Origin of the sequence: Azospirillum brasilense (genome assembly GCF_001315015.1) — a bacterium.
GTDB classification, from domain to species: Bacteria; Pseudomonadota; Alphaproteobacteria; order Azospirillales; family Azospirillaceae; genus Azospirillum; species Azospirillum brasilense.
Window position 1 is genome coordinate 41,146 of record NZ_CP012914.1, and the last position, 18,554, is coordinate 59,699.

The 18,554-nt window shown below is 69.6% G+C and carries 15 protein-coding genes; 10 read left to right on the plus strand and 5 right to left on the minus strand.

The window, feature by feature from the left end:
- Positions 1–7 precede the first annotated feature (7 nt).
- From AMK58_RS00200 to AMK58_RS00210, 3 genes are read right to left on the minus strand one after another with little or no spacing between them, the layout of a single operon-like run.
- Positions 8–988: a sensor domain-containing diguanylate cyclase gene (locus AMK58_RS00200; protein WP_051140034.1), complete on the minus strand. Its 981-nt coding sequence runs from the start codon at positions 986–988 to the stop codon at positions 8–10.
- 41 nt (positions 989–1,029) lie between these two features.
- Positions 1,030–2,304: a glycosyltransferase gene (locus AMK58_RS00205; protein WP_059398458.1), complete on the minus strand. Its 1,275-nt coding sequence runs from the start codon at positions 2,302–2,304 to the stop codon at positions 1,030–1,032.
- Positions 2,301–3,533 (minus strand): glycosyltransferase family protein, encoded by a 1,233-nt coding sequence (locus AMK58_RS00210; protein ID WP_059398459.1) that lies wholly within the window; start codon positions 3,531–3,533, stop codon positions 2,301–2,303. Before AMK58_RS00210 ends, AMK58_RS00205 begins: the two co-directional genes overlap by 4 nt.
- Positions 3,534–3,726: 193 nt before the next feature.
- On the opposite strand from AMK58_RS00210, the gene AMK58_RS00215 reads away from it, so the two are divergent.
- The 9 genes from AMK58_RS00215 to AMK58_RS00255 all read left to right on the plus strand — a co-directional run bounded on the left by AMK58_RS00215 (position 3,727) and on the right by AMK58_RS00255 (position 15,708).
- The gene (locus AMK58_RS00215; RefSeq protein ID WP_035670471.1) at positions 3,727–6,366 is read left to right on the plus strand and encodes an ABC transporter ATP-binding protein; all 2,640 of its coding nucleotides are present in this window, start codon (positions 3,727–3,729) and stop codon (positions 6,364–6,366) included.
- Between the two features lie 28 nt (positions 6,367–6,394).
- Positions 6,395–6,850 (plus strand): cyclic nucleotide-binding domain-containing protein, encoded by a 456-nt coding sequence (locus AMK58_RS00220; protein ID WP_035670468.1) that lies wholly within the window; start codon positions 6,395–6,397, stop codon positions 6,848–6,850.
- A 6-nt stretch (positions 6,851–6,856) separates the two neighbouring features.
- On the plus strand, positions 6,857–8,014 hold the full coding sequence (locus AMK58_RS00225) for a glycosyltransferase family protein (protein ID WP_059398460.1): 1,158 nt from the start codon (positions 6,857–6,859) through the stop codon (positions 8,012–8,014).
- A 202-nt stretch (positions 8,015–8,216) separates the two neighbouring features.
- On the plus strand, positions 8,217–9,035 hold the full coding sequence (locus AMK58_RS00230; protein WP_059398461.1) for a polysaccharide deacetylase family protein: 819 nt from the start codon (positions 8,217–8,219) through the stop codon (positions 9,033–9,035).
- A gap of 3 nt (positions 9,036–9,038) precedes the next feature.
- The gene (locus AMK58_RS00235) at positions 9,039–9,611 is read left to right on the plus strand and encodes a hypothetical protein (RefSeq protein ID WP_035670455.1); all 573 of its coding nucleotides are present in this window, start codon (positions 9,039–9,041) and stop codon (positions 9,609–9,611) included.
- A complete protein-coding gene (locus AMK58_RS00240; RefSeq protein WP_059398462.1) occupies positions 9,608–11,506 on the plus strand; it encodes an ABC transporter ATP-binding protein in 1,899 nt (632 codons plus the stop codon). Before AMK58_RS00235 ends, AMK58_RS00240 begins: the two co-directional genes overlap by 4 nt.
- A 167-nt stretch (positions 11,507–11,673) precedes the next feature.
- Positions 11,674–13,536: an ABC transporter substrate-binding protein gene (locus tag AMK58_RS00245; protein ID WP_236778147.1), complete on the plus strand. Its 1,863-nt coding sequence runs from the start codon at positions 11,674–11,676 to the stop codon at positions 13,534–13,536.
- A 4-nt stretch (positions 13,537–13,540) separates the two neighbouring features.
- Positions 13,541–14,539, plus strand: coding sequence for an ABC transporter permease (locus AMK58_RS00250; protein WP_014238963.1), 999 nt, complete (start codon positions 13,541–13,543; stop codon positions 14,537–14,539).
- The gene (locus AMK58_RS00255; protein ID WP_035670450.1) at positions 14,536–15,708 is read left to right on the plus strand and encodes an ABC transporter permease; all 1,173 of its coding nucleotides are present in this window, start codon (positions 14,536–14,538) and stop codon (positions 15,706–15,708) included. The genes AMK58_RS00250 and AMK58_RS00255 overlap by 4 nt, the downstream gene beginning before the upstream one ends.
- Before the next feature lie 3 nt (positions 15,709–15,711).
- Here the strand turns inward: AMK58_RS00255 and AMK58_RS00260 are convergent, their stop codons facing one another.
- Together AMK58_RS00260 and AMK58_RS00265 are read right to left on the minus strand one after the other, a co-directional pair.
- A complete protein-coding gene (locus AMK58_RS00260) occupies positions 15,712–16,518 on the minus strand; it encodes a YcbK family protein (protein ID WP_059398463.1) in 807 nt (268 codons plus the stop codon).
- A gap of 146 nt (positions 16,519–16,664) precedes the next feature.
- Positions 16,665–17,540, minus strand: a complete 876-nt coding sequence (locus AMK58_RS00265) for an MBL fold metallo-hydrolase (RefSeq protein WP_035670441.1) — start codon at positions 17,538–17,540, stop codon at positions 16,665–16,667.
- A 257-nt stretch (positions 17,541–17,797) separates the two neighbouring features.
- Here AMK58_RS00265 and AMK58_RS00270 point away from each other — a divergent pair, with 257 nt between their 5' ends.
- Complete coding sequence (locus AMK58_RS00270; protein ID WP_236778148.1) at positions 17,798–18,529, plus strand: hypothetical protein; 732 nt, start codon at positions 17,798–17,800, stop codon at positions 18,527–18,529.
- The last annotated feature ends 25 nt before the right edge of the window (positions 18,530–18,554 follow it).

Sequence of the window (18,554 nt, forward strand, 5' to 3'; positions counted from 1 at the left end):
AGAACGCTCAGAACGGGGTCGGTTCCCGCGCGCAGACGACCCGGTTCCGTCCGGCGGCCTTGGCACGGTACAGCGCCTCGTCCGCGCTGGACAGCATGGCGTCCACGTCGCGCGTCCCGGCCGCGCAGCAGGCCACGCCGATCGACACGGTGAAGCGCACCGTCTCGTCCCCTGCTGGAACGGCGAGTTCCGCCGTGCGGCGACGGATGCGCTCCGCCACCATGCGGGCCCCGGCGATGTCGGTCTCCGGCAGCAGAATGGCGAATTCCTCGCCGCCGGTGCGGCCCAACAGGTCGTTCTCCCGCAGCAGGGCGCGGCAGGCGGCGGTGAAGGTCCGCAACGCCTCGTCCCCCACCGCGTGGCCATGGGTGTCGTTGATGCTCTTGAAATGGTCGAGGTCGAGCATCAACAGCGTGACTGGCCGGCCATGGCGGCGGGCGCGGGCCAGCTCCTGCTCCGCCGCTTCGACGAAGTGGCGGCGGTTGGACACGCCGGTCAGCGAGTCGGTGATCGAGAGCCGGCGCAGCCGCTCCTCCGACTCCTTCAGCGCCGTCACGTCGTTGATCAGGACATAGATGACCGGCAACCCGTCCCAAGGCAGAGGCGACATGCTGACCTGGACGCAGGTGCGCTGACCGTCGGCGGACACCGTCACCCCGTCCTGGCACCGCACCAGTTCCCGCTCGCGCAGGCAGCGCAGGAAGGCGTCCCGCTGGTCGTCGATGCCCGACTCCTCGATGAAGTCCAGGAAATGACGCCCAACCAGGGCGTCGCCGTTCTGGCCCAGGATGCGCGCCGCCTCCTGGTTGGCGAAGACGATGCCCATTTCCTGATGGATCAACAGCCCGGCGGGAAGCAGGTCGAGCATGTCGCCCAGCTTGCTGCGCGTCAGCGACAGCTCGTGGCTGGTCGCCACGGCATCGCTGTCGTCGTCGAAGTCGATAAAGGAAAGGATTTCCGGTTCGGGACAGGCGGACAGAGTCGACATGACGTCGCAAAGGTGGAGCAAAGCCGCACTCTATCCCGTCATCAGCCGCCGTGCAATGCACAGCACCCCCCAAACGGCATAAAGGACGACTGTCTGTTTGAGGTTGTGAAACGATCGTGCAGCCGGTCGATGCCCGAGTCGCTCCCGAAGTCGCGCCGCACCCGCGCGGCGCCCGCCGCCCCCAACGCTGCGCGGCGGGCCGGGTCACGGAGCAGCGACTCGAGCGCGCGGGCCAGCGCGGCAGGGTCCTCAGGGTCCACCAGCGTGCCGGTGACCCCATCCTCGATCAGCTCCGCCACCGCGGCGGCGCGGGTGGACAGGCAGGCCAGCCCCTGGCTCTGCGCTTCCATCAGCACGTTGGGCAGCCCGTCGCGGTCGCCGTCGCGCGCGGTGCGGCAGGGCAGGACGAACAGGTCGGCGCGGCGGTACTGGGCGATCACCGCGTCCTGGGCCTTCGCCCCCTGCCAGTCGATCCGTCCCTCCAGACCCAGCATCGCAGCCTGCGCCTTCAACGCGGACAGCCGGTCGCCACCGCCGATGTGGGTCCAGCGCCAGTGCAGCCCGGCGGGCAGGCGGGCCAGCGCGTCGAGCAGCAGGTCGAAGCCCTTCTTTTCCACCGCCCGCCCGACCGACAGCAGCCGCACCGGGTCGGCGGGATCGCCGCCGTCCCGCGCTGGACGCGCGTCCGGCGGGGTGGGGAAACGGCTGAAGTCCAGGCCGTGGTAGAGCAGGTCCACCCGCTCCGGCTGCGGCGCCAGTCCGCGCAGGCGGGCGAGGCCGAGCGCGGTGCAGGTGACGCCCCAGCGCGCCTCGGCCAGCTTGTCCCGCAGGTCCCAGTCCGGTGAGGTCCAGATGTCCTTGGCGTGGGCGGAGAAGCTCCAGGGCAGGCCGGTCAGCAGCGCGGCGTAGCGCGCGACGCTGGCCGGGGTGTGCAGGAAATGGGTGTGCAGCCAGGTGACGTCCGCCGGCAATTCCGCCGCCAGCACGCAGGCTTGGCCGAAGCGCCGCGCGCGGTTTCGGCTGGGGTCGCGCCGCAGGTCGGCCAGCCAAGCGGCCCGCGCCGCCGGCCAGCCGGGACGCCGCCGCGCCGCGGCCAGCGCGCGCAGCACGCGGCCGGGCGCGTCGTGCAGATATTCGGGCAGATAGGCCACCGGGGCGGTGACGCGGCGGTTCAGCTCGTGCACCGCCTTGTCGGTCGGTTGACGCAGGCTGACGATCAGTTGACGCAACCCCCGCCGTTCCAGCCCCAAAATCTCCTGCGCGATGAAGGTCTCCGACAGGCGGGGCCAGCCCTTCACGATGACGGCAACGGTCACGCGGCGTCCCCGGCGGCCAGCTGGCGCTCCGAAGCGCTGGGTCCGGAGGACGGTTCCGGCAAATAGCGGGCCGACAGGCGGTTGACGCTCTCCAGCCCGCCGAGCAGCCCCGGCACCACCACCGAGGAGGGCGGCGCCTGCCAGGGCAGCCGGCGCAGCGCCGCCGCCATCGCCGCGGCGTCGCGCACCCCGTCGTCCATCAGGACGGAGACCAGGCCCAGCTCCTGCGCGCGGGCGGCGCGGATGGTCTGCTCGCGCCGCGGCACCTCGCGCGGGACGATCAGCGCCTTCTTGTCGAAGGACAGGATCTCGCAGAAGGTGTTGTAGCCGCCCATGGCGACCACCCCGACCGCGCCCTGCATCAGCCGCTCGATCCGCGCCTCGAAGGCGGTGGCCTCGACGTTGGGCAGGGCTTCCGCCCGGGCCAGGAACTCGGCCTGGAGGTCCGGCTGCATGAAGGGACCGAACACCAGCACGGCGCGGTAGGGGATGCCGGGATCGCTCTCGTAGGCGCGCAGCACCCAGTCGATCAGCGCCTCGCCGTCGCCGCCGCCGCCGGGGGTGACCAGGATGTAGGGCTCGTCGGGCAGGCCGGGACCGTGCGGGACCGCCGGGGGCACGGTGCGGTGCAGGTAGCCGGTATAGACCATCTTGTCGCGCACCGACTGCGGGACCTCGATCCCCTCCAACGGGTCGCAGATCTGCGGCAGGCCGTAGGCCCAGATCTCGTCGTACAGGGTTTCCAGCGCCGGCAGGACCTTCTTGCGCTCCCACTCCGGGGCGAGCAGGGCCGGCTCGTCCATCACATCGCGCAGCCCCAGCACCAGCGGCACGCCGCGGCCCTTCAGAAGCTCCAGCGTTTCCCGCACCTCGCCGCGCAGGCCGAGCGGTTCCTTGTCCACGATGAACAGGTCGGGCTGGTAGATCTCCGCCGTGTGGCGGATCAGCGAGGCCCGCATGGACAGGATCTCGTCGACGTCCAGATGCAGGTTCAGCGCCGTGTATTCCCCGTTGCGCAGCTTGATGACGCCCGGGATGCGCACGAAGTCCACCCGCGTGCGGAAGTCGAAGCTGCCGACGATCGGCGAACCGGACAGGATCAGCACGGACAGGTTGCTGTAGCGTTCCACCAGCGCATGGGCGATGGCCCGGCAGCGGCGCAAATGGCCGAGGCCGAACGTGTCATGGCTGTAGATGAGCACGCGGCCCGAGGTCGGACGTTCGCTCATGGAGTTCCTACCTCTCCCGATTGGCCTCTTGTGTCCGGCCGCGGCTTGGCCGATGAACGGGTGTGCGTCATGCCGCCGTCACGCTGGCGGCAGACCGCGTGCAGGCGAACCATAGTCCCGGCGGCCAGACGGCAGAGGGGGTAAGGTTTCTGCCTGCTCCCGGCACCGGCGTCCCCTTGCGTAGAATGGCGCTATGGAATCCAGCATTTTCCGATTCATCCTTCGGCACAGCGTCCGTCAGCAGATCGTGCTGACCCTGATGACCCTGGCGTCCTTTCCGTTCCTCTACGCCTCGCTCGACCTTCCGAAACGGATCGTCAACGAGGCGATCGCCGGGAAGAAGCTGCCTGAATCCTTCCTCGGCTTCCATCTCGATCAGGTGACCTACCTGTTCGTCCTATGCGGACTGTTCCTGACTTTGGTGCTGGTCAACGGCGCGTTCAAGTACGTCATCAACACCTACAAGGGCCGGCTGGGCGAGCGGATGCTGCGCCGGCTGCGGTACGAGCTGTACGTGCGCGTCCTGCGCTTCCCCCTGCCCCGCTTCCGCAAGATGTCGCCCGGGGAGATCATCCCCATGATCACGGCGGAGGTGGAACCGCTGGGCGGCTTCATCGGCGACGCCATCGCGATCCCGGTGTTCCAGGGCGGCACCCTGCTGGTCTACATCGCCTTCATCTTCGTCCAGGACCCGGTTCTGGGGGCAGCGGCGGTGTCGCTGTACCCGTTCCAAGGCTGGCTCATCCCACGGCTTCAACGCAAGGTCAATCAGCTTGGCAAACAGCGCGTACGTGCCATGCGCCAGATCGCCGACCGCATCGGCGAGACGGTGTCCGGCATCCAGGAGGTGCACACGCACAACACGGCGTCCTGGCATCTCGCCGATCTCAGTCATCGCCTGGGCGACGTGTACCGCATCCGTTTCGAGATTTACCAAAGGAAGTTTTTTGTCAAATTTCTGAACAACTTCATAAACCAGCTGACCCCGTTCTTCTTCTACTCGATCGGCGGCTATCTGGTGATCCACGGCCAATTGTCCTTCGGCGCGCTGGTCGCGGTCCTGGCGGCCTACAAGGACTTGGCCGCCCCTTGGAAGGAGCTTCTGGACTGGTACCAGCAGAAGGAGGACAACCGGATCAAGTACGAGCAGGTGGTGGAGCAGTTCCATGTCCCCGACCTGCTGGCCGAACGCCTGCTGCGCGAGGAGGAGGACGTCCCGTTCAAGGGCAGCCTGTCCTTCCGCAACGTCGCGTTCGGGGAGGACGGCGGGTCGCCCATCCTGGAGGGGGTGAGCTGCGACATCCCGTTGGACGGCCACACCGCGCTGATCGGCGTCGGCTCCGGGCGGGACGAGTTGGCGCAGCTTGCCGCCCGCGTGCTGCTGCCCTCGTCGGGCCAGATCCGGCTGGGCGAGCGCGACTATGCGGAGCTGCCGGAGAGCGTCACCGGGCGGCGCGCCGCCTATGTCGGGGCCACCCCCTACCTGTTCTCGGCCTCGCTCTACGACAATCTCGTCTATGGGCTGCGTCATCGGCCGCTGCGCGAGAACGGTGACAGTAAGGAAGCGGCGGAGCGGCGCAAAAGCCGGATGACCGAGTCGGTGCTGTCCGGCAACGCCACCGACGACGTGGACGCCGACTGGATCGACTACGCCGCCGCCGGCTGCGATGGGCCGGAGGACCTGAAGGCCCGCATTCTGCGCGTGGTGACGATGGTCTCGCTTCAGGACGATGTGTACGGCATGGGTCTCAACCGCACCGTCGACCCGGAGCGGCGCCCCGACGTGGCCGCACGCGTTCTGGAGGCGCGCGACGCCATGCGCGCCACGATGCTGAACAACCCGGAGCTGGGGCGGCTGGTGGAGCGCTTCGACCCCGACCGCTACACCGTGAACGCCACGCTGGCGGAGAATCTGCTGTTCGGCACGCCGGTCGGCCCGATCTTCCAGACCGACGCGCTGGCCTCCAATCCCTATATGTTGCATGTGCTCGACAAGGTGGGGCTGACCGACACCATCCTGGAAACCGGCCACAAGGTGGCGGAGACCATGGTCGAGCTGTTTGCCGGCCTGCCGCCCGGCCACGAGTTCTTCGAGCGCTTCTCCTTCATCGGGTTCGCCGAGCTGCCGGAGTATCAGGCCATCCTGGCGCGCACCGCGAAGGAGGGGCTGGGCGCGCTGCGGCCCGAGGAGCGGACGCGGCTGATGACCCTGCCCTTCAAGCTGATCGGCGCCCGCCACCGTTTGGGCCTGATGACCCCGGACCTGGAGAAGAAGCTCCTGCAGGCGCGGCACCTCTTCGCCAGCGACTTGCCGGCGGACCTGAAGCACGCCGTCGCCTTCTTCGATCCGGAGGCCTACAACGCCGCGGCCAGCATCCAGGACAACATCCTGTTCGGCAAGATGGTCTATGGGCAGGCGCAGGTGCAATCCAAGGTGGGCCGCATCGTGGCGGAGCTGGTGGACCAGCTTCACCTGCGCGACACCATCGTCGAGGTCGGGCTGGACCATCCCGTGGGAGTCGCCGGATCGCGCCTGTCCGCCGCGCAGCGCCAGAAGGCGGCGCTGGCCCGCGCCCTGCTGAAGCGGCCGGACCTGCTGGTGCTGAGCGAGGCGACCAGCGGCCTGGACACCAGCAGCCAGACCAAGGTGCATTCCGCCATCATGGGGGAACGCAAAGGATGTGGTCTTGTGTGGGTTCTGCACCGCGCCGGCTTGGCACGGGCGTTCGAGCGAGTCATTGTGATGAAGGACGGGCGAATCGCCGAACATGGGCGCTTCGACGAGTTGAACAGGCCCGGCACGTTGTTGCATGAATTGGTGTCCGCCGAATAAAGCCGGCGGCGTTGAGGAGGCAGACGGCATGAGCATCGCCGAGGAAGTCAATTGCCTGCGCAGGATTCCCCTGTTCGCCAACATCGACACTGCCAAGCTCAAGCTTCTCGCCTTCACCAGCGAACGGTTGAGCTTCCGGTCGGGCGACATCCTGTTCGAGCAGGACGAGATGGGCACCTGCGCTTACATTCTGCTGCGCGGGGAGGCCGAGGTGATCGTGACCGGCCCCGGCGGGCCGCTGGCCGTCGCGACGCTGGGGTCCAACGAGATCGTCGGCGAGATCGCCATCCTGTGCGACGTGCCGCGCACCGCCACCGTCCGCGCCAGCACCGACCTGGAGGCGCTGTGCGTGCCGAAGGACCATTTCCTTCAGATGATCGCCGATTTCCCGCAGATGGGGCTGGAGATCATGCGCTCGCTGGCCCACCGGCTTGAATTGACGACCATGCGCTTGCGCGAGGTCCTGGCCGCCCAGGCGACCTGACGACTCATGCGTGTTCTCTTCCATGTCCAGCATCTGCTGGGCATCGGCCACGACCGGCGCGCCGCGCTGATCACCCGCGGGCTGGCCGAGGCCGGCGTCGCCGTCACGGTGCTGCGCGGCGGGCATCCGGTGCCGGGGATCGATTACGGCCCGGCGGCGGACATCGTCCAGCTCCCCCCCGCCCGCGCCGCCGACGGCAGCTTCAAGACCCTGCTCGACGAGCACGACCGGCCCATCGACGACGCGTGGCGCGCCAGGCGCCGCGCCACGGTTCTGGAGGTTCAAGAGCGGGTGCGGCCCGACGCGCTTCTGGTCGAATCCTTCCCCTTCGGGCGCCGCGCCTTCCGGTTCGAGCTTCTGCCCCTGCTGGAGGCCGCCAAGGCCGCCGGGGCGGTCACCGCCTGCTCAGTGCGCGACATCCTGGTGACCAAGGCCAAGCCGGAGCGGCTGGAGGAAACCGTTTCGACGGTGGAACGGCTGTTCGATCATGTGCTGGTCCATGGCGACCCGGACCTGATCCCCTTCGCGGCGACCTTCCCTGCCGCCGCGCGGATCGCCGAGCGCATCCGCTACACCGGATATGTCGCGGCTCCGCAAGGCGGCGAGGGGAAGGGCGCCGACGGCACCGGCGAGGTGATCGTGTCGGTGGGCGGCGGAGCGGTCGGCCTGCCGCTGCTGCGGGCCGCGCTGGCGGTGCGTGCGTCAACTCCCGCCGGACTTGACGCACCGTGGCGCCTGCTGGCCGGGCCGGACGTGCCGGAGGCGGATGTCCGCGCCCTCGCCGCCGCGGCCCCGCCGGGAACCATCGTGGAGCGGGCGCGGCCCGACTTCCCCGCCCTGCTCCGCCGCTGCCGCCTGTCGATCAGCCAGGCCGGCTACAACACCGTGCTCGACGTGCTCCAGGCCGGCTGCCGGGCGGTGGTCGTCCCCTTCGCCGCGGGCAGCGAGACCGAGCAGGCCACCCGCGCCCATCTGCTGGAGGAGCGGGGCCGGCTGGCCGTGGTCGACGAGGCCACCCTGACCCCGGACACCTTGGCCGCGGGCGTTGCCAAGGCGCTCGCCCTGCCCCCGCCGCCGGCCATCCCGCTGCGCTTGGACGGTGCCGCCGCCACCGCCCGTCTGCTGCTGGACGCGGTGGCCTACCGCCAAGGCAACAGCCGCTAAACCAATCAAGACGCTTGGATTTTCCCGGTGCGGGGGCCATGCTGATGACGGCCATCGCGCACGCTTTCTTAACCCTCTCCCCCCTGGGGAGAGGGTGGCCCGGAGGGCCGGTGAGGGGGTTGTGCGTGTGCCGGACGTAACGACACGCGCAACCCCCTCACCCTAACCCTCTCCCCGGAGGGGAGAGGGAACAGAACCGACGATGACCGTGACCGCCACCGCCCCTTCCGACAGCCCGCCGCGCGCCGGTTGGGACGCGCTGACCGCCGAGCTGGACGCCTGGGCCGCCGGCGGGCGCACCGCCACCCTCTGGTGGCGCGACGACGACGCCGTCGAGCCGACGCCGGAGCTGGACCGGATGGTCGCCCTGTCCGTCGAGACCAGTGCGCCGCTGGCCCTGGCGGTCATCCCGGCGGGCGTCACCGACGCCCTCGCCCCCGTTGTGGACGCGGCCCCCACCGTCACGGTGCTTCAGCACGGCTGGTCGCACGCCAACCACGCCGCTCCCCCCGCGAAGAAGGCGGAGCTTGGCGCGGACCGGCCCGCCGCCGCCGTGGCGGCGGAACTGGCCGAGGGGCGGAGCGTGCTGGACCGCCGGTTCGGGCCGCGCGCCCTGCCCGTTCTGGTGCCGCCCTGGAACCGCATCGCGCCCGGCCTAGCGGCGGGTCTGCCCGACTTGGGCTTCGCCGGCCTGTCGGTTTTCGGGCCGCGACGTGTGTCAACCGTCAACATGATGTGTGTCAATACACACATCGACCCGGTGGCCTGGAAAAACGACAAGCGCTTCCTGGGCGACGCGGCGTCGTTGGGCATGGCGGTCGCCCATCTGCGCGCCCGGCGGCTGGGTACGGTGGACGCGGCCGAGGCAACCGGTCTGCTGACGCATCATTTGGTGATGGACGGCGAAACCTGGGCCTTCACCGCGCGTTTCCTGACCGTGACCCGCCGCCACCCGGCGGCTCGTTGGCTGGCCGCTGATACCCTGTTCGCCACCCCGTTCGCCGCAGAAGGACATCGCTGACATATGGCCGAGCTGCCCATGGCCCGACCCTCGACCGGAGAGACGCCGACCGTCGCGGAGATGCGCTACCCCGCCGGGGCGCTCGCCGGCGACTACGCGCGGGCCGGGGCTGGGCTGGCGCTGACGGTGCTGCCGCTGGCCTTCCTGCCCGTCACCCCCTGGATCGCCGTGCCGCTGGCGGCCTGCGCGCTGCTGTTCGCCGTTTTCGCGGCGCGCACCCTGCAACGCCAGCTGACCCGCCTGACCATGGACGGCGAGGGCCTGCGGGCCGACGGGCCACTGGGCGGCGCCATCCGCTGGGACGCGCTGTCCGGGCTGAAGCTGCGCTATTACGCGACCAGGCGGGGACGCGACGACGGCTGGATGCAGGCGGCGCTGACCGGCGGCGGCACGACCCTGCGCTTCGACAGCAATCTGGAGGGCTTCGACGCGGTGATCGAACAGGCCGCCGTTGCCGCCGGGCGCAACGGCGTGACGCTGAGCGCGGTGACGGTGGACAATCTGATCGCCCTCGGCATCGAGCCGCCGGCAGATCCCAATGAAAAAGACCCCAACGAAAAGAGGCCGGCGCCATGAGCCGCACGCTGCTCCGCGTGGAGGACCTGAAGGTCGATTTCCAGGTGCCGGGCGGCGTGGTCCACGCGGTGCGCGGCGTGTCCTTCCGGGTGCGGGCCGGTTCCACCGTCGCCCTGGTCGGCGAATCCGGCTCGGGCAAGTCGGTGGCGGCGCAGTCGATCCTGCGCATCCTGCCCCGCAACGCCACCATTGCGGGCGGGAAAATCCTGTTCGACGACGGAGTCGTCAACGAAGGCGCCGGCCCCGTCGACATCGCCGGGCTGAAGGCCGACGGCACGGCGATGCGGGCGCTGCGCGGCGGCCGCATCTCGATCATCTTCCAGGAGCCGATGACCTCGCTGTCGCCCCTGCACACGGTGGGCGACCAGGTGGGCGAGGCGGTGCGGCTGCACCAGCGGGTGACCGCCCGGCAGGCCCGCGCGCAAGCCGAGGACATGCTGCGCCGGGTGCGCTTCCCCGACCCGAAGCGGGCGCTGGACACCTACCCGTTCGAACTGTCGGGCGGCCTGCGCCAGCGCGCGATGATCGCCATGGCGCTGGTCTGCCGCCCCGCCCTGCTGATCGCCGACGAGCCGACGACCGCGCTCGACGTCACCATCCAGGCGCAGATCCTGAAGCTGATCAAGGACCTCCAGGCCGATCTCGGGATGGCCGTGCTGCTCATCACCCACGACCTGGGGGTGGTCGCCAACCTCGCCGACGAGGTGGTGGTGATGCACCGCGGGCGGATCATGGAGTCCGGCACGCGCGAGGACATCTTCGCCGATCCGCGCCACCCCTACCTGAAGGCGCTGCTGCGCGCCGTTCCGCGCTTCCACATGGCGCCGGGGGAACGGCTGGTGCCGATCCGCTCCATCACGTCGCAGGGCGGCAGCCTGCTGGAGAAGGACCACCAGCCCTGGCCGCCCGGCGCCGACGCGGCGGGGCCGCTGCTGGCGGTGGAGGGGGTGCGCAAGCGCTACGGCGCGCGCAAGGCCGGCTGGTTCGGCGCCAAGGCCGGGGCGGGCACGCTGGCGGTGGACGATGTCAGCTTCACCATCGCTCGTGGCGAATGCGTCGGGCTGGTCGGCGAGTCGGGCTGCGGCAAGACCACCCTGTCGAAGATCCTGATGCGCGCCCTGACCCCGGACGCGGGCACCGTGCGCTTCAACGACCATGGCCGGATCGTCGACGTGCTGGGGCTGGAGGGTGCGGCCCTGACCGCCTTCCGCCGCAAGGTGCAGTTCGTCTTCCAGGACCCCTTCGGTTCCCTGAACCCGCGGATGACCGTCTTCGACATCATCGCCGAACCGCTGGTCATCCACGGCATCGGCGACGAGGCGGAGCGCGCCGCGCGGGTCAAGGAGCTGATGGGGCTGGTCGGGCTGGACGCGCGGCATCTGCGCCGCTACCCGCACAGTTTCTCCGGCGGCCAACGCCAGCGCATCGGCATCGCCCGTGCCCTGGCCCTGCGGCCCGAGCTTCTGCTGCTCGACGAGCCGGTGTCGGCGCTCGACGTGTCGATCCAGGCGCAGGTTCTCAATCTACTGAAGGACCTGAAGGAGCGGCTCGGCCTGACCTACCTGTTCGTCAGCCACAATCTGGCCGTGGTGGATTACATGGCCGACCGCATCCTGGTGATGTGCCGTGGGCGGATCGTCGAGTCGGCCCCGCGCGAGGCGCTGTTCCGCAACCCCGTCCACCCCTACACCCGCGCCCTCCTGGCCGCCGTGCCGGAGCCGGACCCCAGCCGCCCGCTGTCGCTGACCGACCTGGAGGAGGGCCGCGCCTCCGACCCCGCGCGCTGGCCCGCCCCTTTCACCATCGACGACGACCACCAGCCGCATCTGGTCGATCTCGGCGGCGGCCATTGCGTGCGCGCCGACGCCGCCGTCCGCGTGCGCGAGGTGGCGTGATGATGTGGACCGTTCCCGATGCGACGTTCAATACCCTCTCCCCTCTGGGGAGAGGGAAGGGTGAGGGGGTTGCGCTTTTGCCGGACGCCGCGCCACGGGCAACCCCCTCACCCCGACCCTCTCCCCAGAGGGGAGAGGGAGGATGGCGGCGACGTGCCCTTCTGGCATTGGCCTTCCTGGGTCTCAGCGCCTTCGACGCGGTCGAGACGCCGATGCTGGAGAACGCGGTCGGCGCCGGGTCGCTGCCGCCGGTGGAGAAGCGGCTGCCGCTCACCCCGCTGGTCGAGCCGATGGACCGGCCCTGGCAGTCGCCGGGCCAGCATGGCGGGGATCTGCGCCTGCTGATGGCGCGGACCAAGGACACCCGGCTGATCTACGTCTACAGCTACGCCCGGCTGGTCGGGCTGACCCCGGACCTGCGCATCGTGCCCGACATCCTGGAGCGGGTGGATGTGGAGGACGGGCGGATCTTCACCTTCACGCTGCGCCGCGGCCACCGCTGGTCGGATGGCCATCCCTTCACGGCGGAGGACTTCCGCTACTGGTGGGAGGACATGGCCAACAACGCCAAGCGCTCCCCCGGCGGGCCGCCGCCGGAGATGATGGTGGCCGGGGAGGCCCCGAAGTTCGAGGTGCTGGACGCCGCTGCCGTGCGCTACACATGGACCCGCCCCAACCCCTTCTTCCTGCCGATGCTGGCCGGGGCCAAGCCGGTGGAGATCTACGCCCCGGCCCACTACCTGCGGCGCTTCCACCCCCGCTTCACCGAGCCGCTGGAACTGAAGCAACGGGTTGAGGCGGAGCGGCAGAAAAGCTGGCAGCAGCTTCACAACCGCAAGGACAATCTGACCGAGTTCGACAACCCGGACCTGCCGACCCTGCAGCCCTGGGTGCCGACGACCGCTCCGCCTGCGGAACGTTTCATCTTCGTAAGGAACCCATATTTCCATCGGGTCGATCCGGCGGGGCGGCAGCTGCCCTACATCGACCGGCTCATCATGACGGTGGCCGACGCCAAGATCATCCCGGCCAAGACGGGGGCGGGCGAGAGCGACCTCCAGGCGCGCTACCTGCGGTTCGACAACTACACCTTCCTGAAGCAAGGAGCGAAGCGCAACGACCAACGGGTCACGCTGTGGCGCACCGGCATCGGGGCGCAGATGGCGCTGTTCCCCAACCTGAACTGCAACGACCCGGTGTGGCGCGCGCTGAACCGCGACGTGCGCTACCGCCGCGCCCTGTCGCTGGCCATCGACCGCGAGGAGATGAACCAGGTCATCTATTACGGCCTCGCCATTCCATCCAACAACACGCTGCTGGAGGTCTCGCCCCTGTGGGTGCCGGCCTACCGCGACCGCTGGGCGCAGTTCGACGTGAAGCAGGCCAACCGGCTGCTCGACGAGGTCGGCCTGACCAAGCGCGACGTCAACGGCGTCCGCCTGCTGCCCGACGGCCGCCCGCTGGAGATCGTGGTGGAGACCGCCGGAGAGAGCACGGAGGAGACCGACGCGCTGGAGCTGATCGCCGATGGCTGGCGGCGCGTCGGGGCGCGGCTCTACATCCGTTCTTCGCAGCTCGACGTGTTCCGCAACCGCATCTTCGCCGGCGACACCTGCATGTCGATTTCGCGCGGGCTGGACAACGCCATCGCCACCGCGGACATGAGCCCGGCCGAGCTGGTGCCGGTCGATCAGGCCAAGTACCAGTGGCCGAAATGGGGCCAGTTCTTCCAGACCATGGGCAAGGACGGCGAGCGCCCCGACATGCCCGAAGCGCGCGACCTGCTGGAGGCCTTCCGCGCTTGGCGCGACGCCCCGGACGAGGCGGGTCGGGCGGCGGCCTGGACGCGCATCCTCACGCTCAACACCGATCAGGTCTTCACCATCGGCACGGTGGCCGGGGTGCCGCAGCCGGTGGTGGCGCGCCGCACCCTGCGCAACGTGCCGGAGGAGGGTCTGTTCAACTACGACCCCGGCGCGCATTTCGGGCTGTACCGGCCCGACGGCTTCTGGTTCGACAGAAAGGGGTGAGGCCATGCTGGGCTACGTGATCCGCCGCATCCTCATCATGATCCCGACGCTGCTGGCGATCAGCGTCATCACCTTCGTCATCATCCAGCTTCCTCCCGGCGACTATCTGACCACGCTGGTCAACGAGATGCAGAGCCGGGGCGAGAGCATGGACCAGGGCCGGCTGGCCATGCTGCGCGAGACCTACGGGCTCGACCGGCCGATGTACGAGCAGTACGCGCTGTGGCTGGCCGGCATGCTGCGCGGCGACTTCGGCTATTCCTTCGAATACAACCTGCCGGTGGCCGACGTGGTGGGCGACCGGCTGTCGCTGACCGCCATCGTGTCCTTCGCGACCATCCTGTTCATCTGGGTGGTGTCCTTTCCCATCGGCATCTATTCGGCGACGCGGCAGTACAGCCTGGGCGATTACGTCCTGACTTTCCTGGGCTTCCTGGGGCTGGCGACGCCCAGCTTCCTGCTGGCGCTGGTGATGCTGTACTTCGCCAACGTGTGGTTCGGCACCTCGATCGGCGGGCTGATGGACCCGCGCTACATCGGCCAGCCCTGGAGCTGGGGCAAGGCGATGAGCGTGTTCGAGCACATGTGGATTCCGGTGATCGTCATCGGCACCGCCGGCACCGCCGCGATGATCCGGCGCCTGCGCGCCAACCTGCTGGACGAGCTGCACAAGCCCTACGTCGTCACCGCGCGGGCCAAGGGCCTGCCGCCGGGCCGGGCGCTGGTGAAGTACCCGCTGCGGGTGGCGCTGAACCCCTTCGTGTCCGACATCGGCAACCTGCTGCCGCAGGTCGTTTCCGGCGCCGCCATCGTGTCGGTGGTGATGTCGCTGCCGACGACGGGGCCGATGCTGCTCCAGGCGCTGCGCAGCCAGGACATGTATCTGGCCGGGTCCTTCCTGATGTTCCTGGCGGTGCTGACGGTGATCGGGGTCTTCCTGTCCGATCTGGCGCTGGCCGCGCTCGACCCGCGCATCCGCCTGAGCGGGGGAGCCAGCCGATGAGCGTCTCCCTTCCGACCCAGACTCCCCTGCCCCACACCGTCGACACCGCCCCCTGGGACCCCGACGAGGTCGAGCGGCTGTCGCCGGAGCAGGAGCGCTTCACCACCGCCTCGCAATGGCGGATGGTCTGGTGGAAGCTGCGGCGGCACAAGCTGGCGGTGGCCTCGGGCATCGTGCTGCTGCTGCTCTACGCCTCGACCCTGGTCAGCGAGGTCCTGGCCCCCTACGCGGTGGACAGCCGCAATTCCCACTTCATCCACGCCCCGCCGCAAACCGTGCATCTGTTCCACGAGGGGCAATTCGTCGGCCCCTTCGTCTACGGCTACAGCTACCGCCTGGACATGGAGATTCTGAAGCGGGAATACACGCCCGACCCCACGAAGGTGCAGCCCATCCGCTTCTTCTGCCGCGGCGACCGCTACGAGTTCTGGGGGCTGGTGGAGAGCGATTGGCACCTCGCCTGCCCGGCCGAGGGCGGGACGCTGTTCCTCATGGGCACCGACCGTCTGGGACGGGATTTGCTGTCGCGGATGATCTACGGGACGCGCATCTCGCTGACCATCGGGCTGATCGGCGTCGCCGTCAGCTTCGTGCTGGGGATCGTCATCGGCGGCATCGCCGGCTATTACGGCGGCTGGGTGGACAACCTGATCCAGCGGCTGATCGAGATCATCCGCTCCTTCCCCGAACTGCCGCTGTGGATGGCCCTGTCCGCCGCCTTGCCCGTCACCTGGAACCCGATCTTCATCTATTTCGGGATCACGGTGATCCTCGGCCTTCTGGAATGGACGGGCCTCGCCCGCGCCGTGCGGTCCAAGCTGCTGGCCCTGCGCGAGGAGGACTTCACCACCGCCGCCCAGCTGATGGGGGCCAGCCCGGCCCGCATCATCGGGCGGCACCTGCTGCCCAGCTTCATGAGCCACCTGATCGCCTCGGCGACGCTGGCCATTCCCGGCATGATCCTGGGCGAGACGGCGCTGAGCTTCCTCGGCCTCGGCCTGCGCCCGCCGATCACCAGCTGGGGGGTGCTGCTGACCGAGGCGCAGAACATCAACGTGGTGGCGCTGTACCCCTGGCTGATGCTGCCGGTGCTGCCGGTGATCGTGACCGTGCTGAGCTTCAACTTCCTCGGCGATGGCCTGCGGGACGCCGCGGACCCCTATCGGTAACCCTCAGGGCTTCTTCTTCGCCGCAGGTTCCGGCTGCTCCTTGAGCGAGGCCAGCACCATGCGGACGCGGGCGAGGTTGGCGTCGTTGCCCTTGGCGGGGGTGGAGGCGGGCGCGGCCTTGGCCTGGGCGCGCTTCGGCGGGGCGGGCTCGGCCGCCGCGACCTGCGTCCGCGGGGCGGCGGGAGCGGGCTTGGCGGCGACCGCCTTGCCCGACGCGGCCTTCGCCCTGGCCTCCAGAATGCGGGGATCGCCGCCCTTCGGCGTCCAGGTGCGGACCGGACCGGTGTCCACATGGACGTGGCCGGTGTGGGGGTAGAGCGCGTAGCCGCCGCGCTGCAGGGCCGCGGCCTCGTCGGCGAGGCGGCGGGGCGGGACGCCGGGAATCGAGATGTCGGCGGCCTGCCCGCGCAGGTGATAGCTGTTTTCCGCGACGTTCGGGTTGCTGCGCGCCAACGTGACGTTGGTCAGCGGCGAGCGGTAGCCCGAGGTGATGTGGACCGGCGTGTCGGCGTCGGCACCGCAGCGGTCCCGCAGGTCGGCCAGAAGCTCCACAAGGGTGGGATCGACGGGCACCGTCTCGCCGGTGCGGCGGTCGCGGAACAGGGTGGCGATGCGGTCCAGGGCCTGCGGGTCATAGCCGTCGGCGCGGCGGTAGGTGACGCTGACCGTCTCGCCGCTGGCGGGATGGTGCAGGACGATCGAGCGGGGGCCGCCATCGAACGAGGCCTGGGGACCCGGAGTGGAGGCGCAGCCGGCGAGTGTTCCGCCGGCGAGCAGGCCCAGCAACGATAAGCGCAGAAGATGCCGCATGCGTCTCCCCAGAGTTCTCTCTGCGGTTGCAGGCGGTTTTCATACCATAATTGTCACACGATCCGGCAGTGACAACGGGCCACGGGACGCGAACGGAGGCTTGGCCGTGTCCTCGGCGCATCACTGTCCAAGGGGATAGTTGCCGATCAGAGGGGAAGCGCCATGCCTTCGCGGGCGACCAGCGTGCCGGGGCGCCGGGCTTCGGCGGCGGTGGCGATGATGTCCAGCTCGGCGTCGCTGCGCCGGGGATCGTGGTGGAAGATGACCGCGCGCTTCACATCGGCCTCGTCGGCGATCCGCAGGCACTCCTCCCAGGTCGAATGGCCCCATCCGACGCGGGCGGCGTATTCGGCGTCGGTGTAGGTGCAGTCGTAGATCAGCAGGTCGCTGCCACGCACCAGTTCCATCACGGCGGGGTCGCGCCCGGCGGCGGGGTGCTCGGTGTCGGTGACGTAGCACAGGCTGCGCCCGGCGAACTCCACGCGGTAGCCGGTGGCCCCGTCCGGGTGGTTGAGCCGAGCGGTGCGCACGGTGACGCCCGGCTTGACCGCCAGCGTCTCGCCGCTGACGAAGTCGTGGAAGGTGCAGTCGGCGCGGAAGATTTCCACCGGGACCGGGAACAGCGGCGCCGACATCATGCATTCCAGGACGGAGCGCATCGTCCGCTCCCGCTCCAGATGACCGGCCCTGATCCGCACGCGGCTGGCCGCGTCGAAAGCCGGTGCGAAGAAGGGCAGGCCGCAGATGTGGTCGAGGTGGCTGTGGGTCAGAAGCAGATCGACGTCCACCGGCTCCCCCCGGCGCATCAGCGCCTCGCCCAGCGGGCGCAGGCCTGTGCCGGCGTCGAGGACCAGAAGCGCTTCCCCGCAGCGCAGCTCGACGCAGGGGGTGTTGCCGCCGTAGCGGACCGTGTCCGGTCCCGGGGAGGCGATGCTGCCGCGCACGCCCCAGAAGCGAACGGTGAAGTCCGGCGGGGTGTCAGGCGCACCGGAACAGGCGTCGGAAACGGTTCGTGCCGTCATGGTACCGACAATTTGGCGGTAGGACCCTCGCGAGTCGAGTGAAAAGGTTTTTTCACGAAACGACCCTCCGGCACGTCCTTAGGCCGGTCCGGTGGCCGTTCAGCCTCGATGGAAGGGGGGACGGCGCGAGACGGGGGTAGGAGGAAAAGGCGTGCCGCACCGCCGAGATGTGGAGATGCCCAATCCAATAAGATGTGGTAGTTTGCGCCCGTTCGCCCATCGACGCGAAAAATCGCCTCCGGACCCCGACCCCTCGGATGGACCCAGACAAACTCGCCAAAGTCCTCGCCATGGCCGAGTCGGAGCATCAGGGCGAGGCCCAGTCCGCTCTGCGCGCCGCGCGCATCATGCTGTCGAGGGCCGGCCTGTCGTTCCGCGATCTTGCCCGCGGTGCCCGTCCGGTCTCCACCACTCCGGAACCGCCGCCCGCCGCCAGCGCCCCGCCGCCCGACCGTCCGCCGCCGCCCGACCAGCTCGTCCAGGGCTTGCGCCGTCAGGTGCGCGATCTGGAGCTGGAGGTGGCCGGGCTGAAGCGGCAGCTTGAGAAGAGCAACGGCGATATGGAGCGCCAGCGCGAGGAGGCCGACCGCTGGCGCGGTCTCGCCCGCGAAACCGCCGAGAAGCTCTGGGACCTTGGCAAGGCGCTGGAGCGCAAGCACAGCCGCCACACCAGCCTGGACAAGCGCCGGGCCATCCTCGACCTGCTGCAGGACCCCAACAGCGCCCTGCTGGCCGACCACGAGATCGCGCGGCGGGTTGGCACCTCGACCAAGCTGGTCGCCCATTGGCGCCGCCGACTGGCCATCGTCGGGCGGAAGATCCGCCTGCTGCCCGTGGTGCCGCGCGGCCGCGGCCTGTGGGGCGGCGGGCGTCCGACCGGCCCGGCCCGCGGCGGCGCGGCCCTGGAGAACAAGCGCCAGCGCTGGATGGGCTATCCGGTCGCCGTCACCATCTCGGACCGCTCAGGACCGCTCGGCAAACGGCCCTGACACGGTGTTCCCGTTTCAGTTGGCC